The organism is Stenotrophomonas sp. GbtcB23 (assembly GCF_019091045.1).
In the GTDB taxonomy this organism is placed as follows: Bacteria; Pseudomonadota; Gammaproteobacteria; order Xanthomonadales; family Xanthomonadaceae; genus Stenotrophomonas; species Stenotrophomonas rhizophila_A.
Window position 1 is genome coordinate 1 of record NZ_JAGXKC010000083.1, and the last position, 5,030, is coordinate 5,030.

The 5,030-nt window shown below is 64.8% G+C and carries 3 protein-coding genes and 3 tRNA genes; 1 reads left to right on the top strand and 5 read right to left on the bottom strand.

Annotation, left to right across the window (positions count from 1 at the left end):
• The 5 genes from KVS69_RS21160 to KVS69_RS17745 form a co-directional block, all read right to left on the bottom strand.
• Positions 1-83 (bottom strand): GTP-binding protein (locus KVS69_RS21160; protein ID WP_042615313.1); only part of this gene is annotated, 83 nt, incomplete at its 3' end.
• A 40-nt stretch (positions 84-123) separates the two neighbouring features.
• Positions 124-199, bottom strand: a tRNA-Thr gene (locus tag KVS69_RS17730).
• A 47-nt stretch (positions 200-246) separates the two neighbouring features.
• Positions 247-320: transfer RNA gene (locus KVS69_RS17735), tRNA-Gly, on the bottom strand.
• A 38-nt stretch (positions 321-358) separates the two neighbouring features.
• Positions 359-444: transfer RNA gene (locus KVS69_RS17740), tRNA-Tyr, on the bottom strand.
• Positions 445-582: 138 nt separating this feature from the next.
• On the bottom strand, positions 583-1,593 hold the full coding sequence (locus tag KVS69_RS17745) for an isoaspartyl peptidase/L-asparaginase (RefSeq protein ID WP_217539282.1): 1,011 nt from the start codon (positions 1,591-1,593) through the stop codon (positions 583-585).
• Positions 1,594-1,824: 231 nt separating this feature from the next.
• Here KVS69_RS17745 and KVS69_RS17750 point away from each other — a divergent pair, with 231 nt between their 5' ends.
• Entirely contained in the window at positions 1,825-4,560 is a 2,736-nt protein-coding gene (locus tag KVS69_RS17750) for a TonB-dependent receptor (protein ID WP_217539284.1), read from the top strand.
• Positions 4,561-5,030: the final 470 nt, after the last annotated feature.

Below are 5,030 nucleotides of genomic sequence, written 5' to 3' on the forward strand. Positions count from 1 at the left end.
AGCGTGGTCTTGCCGTGGTCGACGTGACCGATGGTGCCGACGTTGACGTGCGGCTTGGTGCGCTCGAACTTACCCTTGGCCATGGCTGCTTATCTCGAAATCGTCTGAATGGTGGCACTAAGATGGTGCTCACGAAAGGAATCGAACCTTCGACCTCCTCCTTACCAAGGAGGTGCTCTACCGACTGAGCTACGTGAGCGAGTTTTGAATTATGGCACGAATTTGAATATATTCAAATCCATTCAATGGAGCGGGAGACGGGGATCGAACCCGCACCATCAGCTTGGAAGGCTGAGGTTCTACCATTGAACTACTCCCGCATCGGAAGCTCTTGCCACAACTTGAAACTGCATGAAACTGGTGGAGGGAGGTGGATTCGAACCACCGAAGGCGTAAGCCAGCAGATTTACAGTCTGCCCCCGTTGGCCGCTTGGGTATCCCTCCTTACCACCCTGTCCCGTGGCGCCGAAGCGTTTTCGGTGTGGGGTGGAAGAGCCGTGAATTTTGGGGGTGAATGCGGGTTCTGTCAACAACCTTTTTGAAATTTTTCACACGAATCGCAATTTGCCCTGACAACGCGGGCTATTGGCCCGGAAGCGTCAGCGTTTCGTCCGCGAAGATCGCCACGTGCGGTACGCCGTCGACACCAATCCAGCCGCGATACATGCCCTGCGTATTGAACGGCGTGGCGGCACGGCCATCGGCCCCCAGCACGATCGCACCACCATCGCCGCCCAGCGCGGGAATGCGCGTATTGATCACCTCGCGCCCGGCCTCTTCCGGGCCCTGCTTCAGGTACTGCATGCGCGCGCAGATGTCGTACGCGGCGGCCGTGCGGATGTAGTACTCGCCCCAGCCGGTGCCGGACACCGCACAGGTGGCGTTTGCATAGGTGCCGGCGCCAATGATCGGTGAGTCGCCCACCCGCCCGTAGCGCTTGTTGGTCATGCCACCCGTGGAGGTGCCGGCGGCCAGGTGGCCCTGGCTGTCCAGCGCGACGGCGCCCACGGTGCCGAAGTGGCGGGCCGTTTCCAGATCGGCATGGGCCTGGCCGCTGGCCTCTTCCTTCAGCGCCTTCTGCAGCTGTTGCCAGCGCTTTTCGGTGCGGAAGTAGGACGGATCGACCAGCGCGATGCCCTGGCTCGCGGCGAAGGTCTCGGCACCCTGGCCCACCATCATCACGTGCGGGGAGTGCTGCATCACCGCTTCGGCGAGGAGGATCGGGTTGCGCACGCGCTGCACGCCGGCCACTGCGCCGGCCTTGAGGCTGGCGCCGTCCATCAGCGCGGCATCCAGTTCGTTGCGCCCGTCATGGGTGAACACCGCGCCCTTGCCGGCATTGAAGGTCGGATCGTCCTCGAGCACAGTGATGGCGGCGGTGACCGCGTCCAGCGCCGGCTTGCCGGCCGCCAGCGCCTGGTGGCCCTTGATGAGCGCCTGGCTCAGTGCCGCGCGCGCCGCCTTTTCCTCGGCCGCCGAGAGATCTTTGCGCTGCACCCCTGCCCCGCCATGGATGACCAGTACCGGTTCGGCGGCCGACGCGAGGGGGCTGAGCAGGCACAGGGACAGCAGGAGGGCGGATCGACGGGACATGGCGATGACCAGGGCGGGTGAACCCCCATCATGCCCGCGCCGCATGCCCGCCTGCATCGGCCGAAAGCCATGCAGGCCGTGGCTGGGGCCGGAAATCGGCGTCAGCCCCTTCCTGAAGACAAGGCAGTGGTGAACGGCGTAAAAAAGGCGTTAAATGCGCGCCGTCCATTCACCGAATGTGAATGGGGGTCGCGGCCTCCCCTGAGGCCTACTTTCTTGTTGGGAATTCTCATGCGTAAACAGGCGATGGCGTGGTCGATCCAGCTGGCGTTGATGGGTGTGGCCGCAACTGCGGCGGCGCAGGCCCCGCGCCCCGGGGTGCAGCAGCTGGACACGGTGCAGGTCACCGGCTCGCGCATTCCGCGCGCCCAGGTTGAAGGCCCCGCCCCGGTGACGGTGATCACCGCCGAGCAGATCCAGGCCAGCGGTTTCACCAGCGTGCCGGACGTGCTGCGTTCGATGACCCAGAACGGCGGCGAGACCCAGAGCCAGCAGTCCGCCAGCGGTGCCGATTTCTCACCGGGCGCGCAGCAGGTCGACCTGCGCGGGCTGGGGCCGAACCACACCCTGGTGCTGGTCAATGGCCGCCGGATCGCCGACTTCCCGATGCCGTTCCAGGGCCGCAGCAACTTCACCGACGTCTCCAACATCCCGCTGGGCATGATCGACCGGATCGAAGTGCTGACCGGCAGCGCGTCGGCCATCTACGGCTCGGACGCGATCGCCGGCGTGGTCAACTTCATCCTGAAGAAGCAGGTCGATGGCACCACGGTGGACGTGCGCATGGGCACCACCACCGAGGGCGGTGGCGAGTCGTTCGACATGAGCATCGCCAGCGGCTTCGATTCGGGCAGGTTCAGCGCGGTATACAGCCTGGAACTGCAGTCGCAGACCCCGCTGTGGGCCTATGAGCGCACCCAGCAGGATTCCACCCTCGACGCTCCCACCGAAAGCGCGCGCGCCGCGCGCCGCGCTTACCTGCGCACGGATTACAACGACGATTACCTGGACCCGGGCCAGGCCACCTGCGATGCGCTGGCCGGACAGAACAAAGGCAGCACCTACTACGCCGAGCGCGCGCGCTACGGCTTCTACTGCGGCAGCGACCGCTCGATCGGCTACGGCACGATCCTGAGCAAGCGCCGTGGCGCCAACGGCTACGCCTCGCTGCGCTATGGCTTCGAGAATGGCGCGGAGTGGTTCGCCGACGTACAGCTGGGCTACCACGACATCGCGCTGATGCGCGACGTGACCCAGTGGGGGCTGATGGCGCCGGATGGCAACGAGGACGGCTACTTCCACAACCAGGCCACCGACCAGGTGGAGTTCTGGCAGCGCCAGTTCTCGCCGGAGGAAATGGGCGGGCTGAGCAACGGCATGATCCGCAGCACGCAGAAGACCTTCAGTGTCACCACCGGGTTCAAGGGCTCGCTGGACGCGGCCTGGGATTACGAGGCCTCGCTGAGCCATTCGCAGTACCAGTCATCGATCCGCTGGCCGCAGATCATCGCGGCAAAGGCCAACGACCTGTTCCTGGGCCCGCAGCTGGGCGAGGACGACGATGGCTTCCCGATCTATAACGCCGACCCGGCGCGCCTGTACCGGCCGCTGACCCGCGCCGAGTACGATTCGATCGCCGCGCGCACCACCTACACGCCCAAGTCGCGCACCGATACCGCCGCACTGACCCTGACCAACGGCGAGCTGTTCGAGCTGCCCGGCGGCAAGGCCGGCTTTGCGGCTACCGCCGAGTTCGGCAACCAGTCCTACGCGCTCAATCCCGATCCGCTGGCCACGCAGTATTACTACTACAGCTGGAAGGATTCGGACGGCCATGGCAGCCGCAACCGCTGGGCCACCGCGGCCGAGCTGCGGCTGCCGCTGCACGACACGCTCAACGTGAGCGTGGCCGGCCGCTTCGACCAGTATCGCTACTCGGGCAACACGATCGGCAAGGCGACCTGGAGCGGCGGCATCGAATGGCGGCCGATCGATTCGCTGCTGGTGCGCGGCTCGTACGGCACCGCGTTCCGCGCGCCGGACCTGCACTATGTGTATGCCGGCCCGGGCAACGATGAAACCAGTGCCAACGACTACTACGCCTGCGCGTTGGATGGCGCGGACGACTGCTCCGATTACGAGGAAAACCTGATCCGCACCCGCGAGGGCAACCGCCAGCTCGATCCGGAAACCAGCACGTCCTGGAGCGCCGGTCTGGTGTGGTCGCCCGCAGTGGGCCTGGACCTGTCGGTGGACTGGTTCGACATCGACATGCGCGACCAGGTGCAGGACATGGACGTGAGCACGATCCTGCGCGATGAGGCGGCCTGCCGGCTGGGCGATGCCGATGCCAGCTCGCCGACCTGCGTGGATGCCATCAGCCGCGTCACCCGAACCGACGACGGCCGCCTGTACGGGGTGCATGTCAGCCCGATCAACATCGCCCGCGAAACCACCCGCGGCATTGACGTGGGCCTGCGCTACCGCCTGACCACCGGCGTGGGTGATTTCATCCTGAGCGGCAACCACACGTGGGTGCAGCGCCATGATTTCCAGCAGTTCGCTGGGGACGTGGTGGAGGACCAGTTCGCGGTCAACAGCGGCTTCGACATTCCGCGCACCAAGACCAGCGCCAGCCTGACCTGGGAGAACGCGGCGTGGTCGACCACGCTGTACGGTTCGCGGCTGGGCAAGCTGCCGAGCTTCGACAGCTACGACCAGAGCTTCGACTGGGAAAGCGGCGACAGCCCGTGGATGAAGGCGACGTACCGCTACAACCTGTCGGTGCAGTACCGCTTCGACGACCATTCGCGCCTGTCGCTGTCGGTGGTGAACCTGTTCAACAAGATGCCGCCGAAGGATGCGACCTATGCGTCGTACCCGTATTACGACGTGTCGTGGTTCGATACCGTCGGCCGCCAGTTGAACCTGCAGTACACGCACAAGTTTGGTGGGTCTGCGCTGTAACGGGGGTGAGGCGAACAGCCGTTAGCTGATGGGCGCCCTGGCTTAGGCGGGACGGTGCGGGTTTCCGGGGGACGCCGTGAACCCATCCATGGGGGCTTGTAGAAAACATCCATGTTTTCTACACCCCCGGAAACCCGCCCCGACCCGCCTTTGACGGTGTGTCATAGCCATGGGAAACGCGGGGGACGGCCGTTGGCCGTCGATCCTTCCGATCCAATTCATGCGCTACCGGACGTAGATACGTTCACGGCGGTTGTTTGGGAACCAACCCTACCGGCGATGCCGGAGCATGCCGAACAACGGGAATTCCGCTCCTTCCTTGGCCACCGGCCAACTGTCGGGGGCCGGCGGGGGTGGGTTTGCGGGACCGTAGAAAACATGGATGTTTTCTACGAGCCCCCATGGATGGGTTGAGGTGGTCTAATCCGGCTGGACACTCGATAGGATCAATCCAAGCATCGAGGTGACCC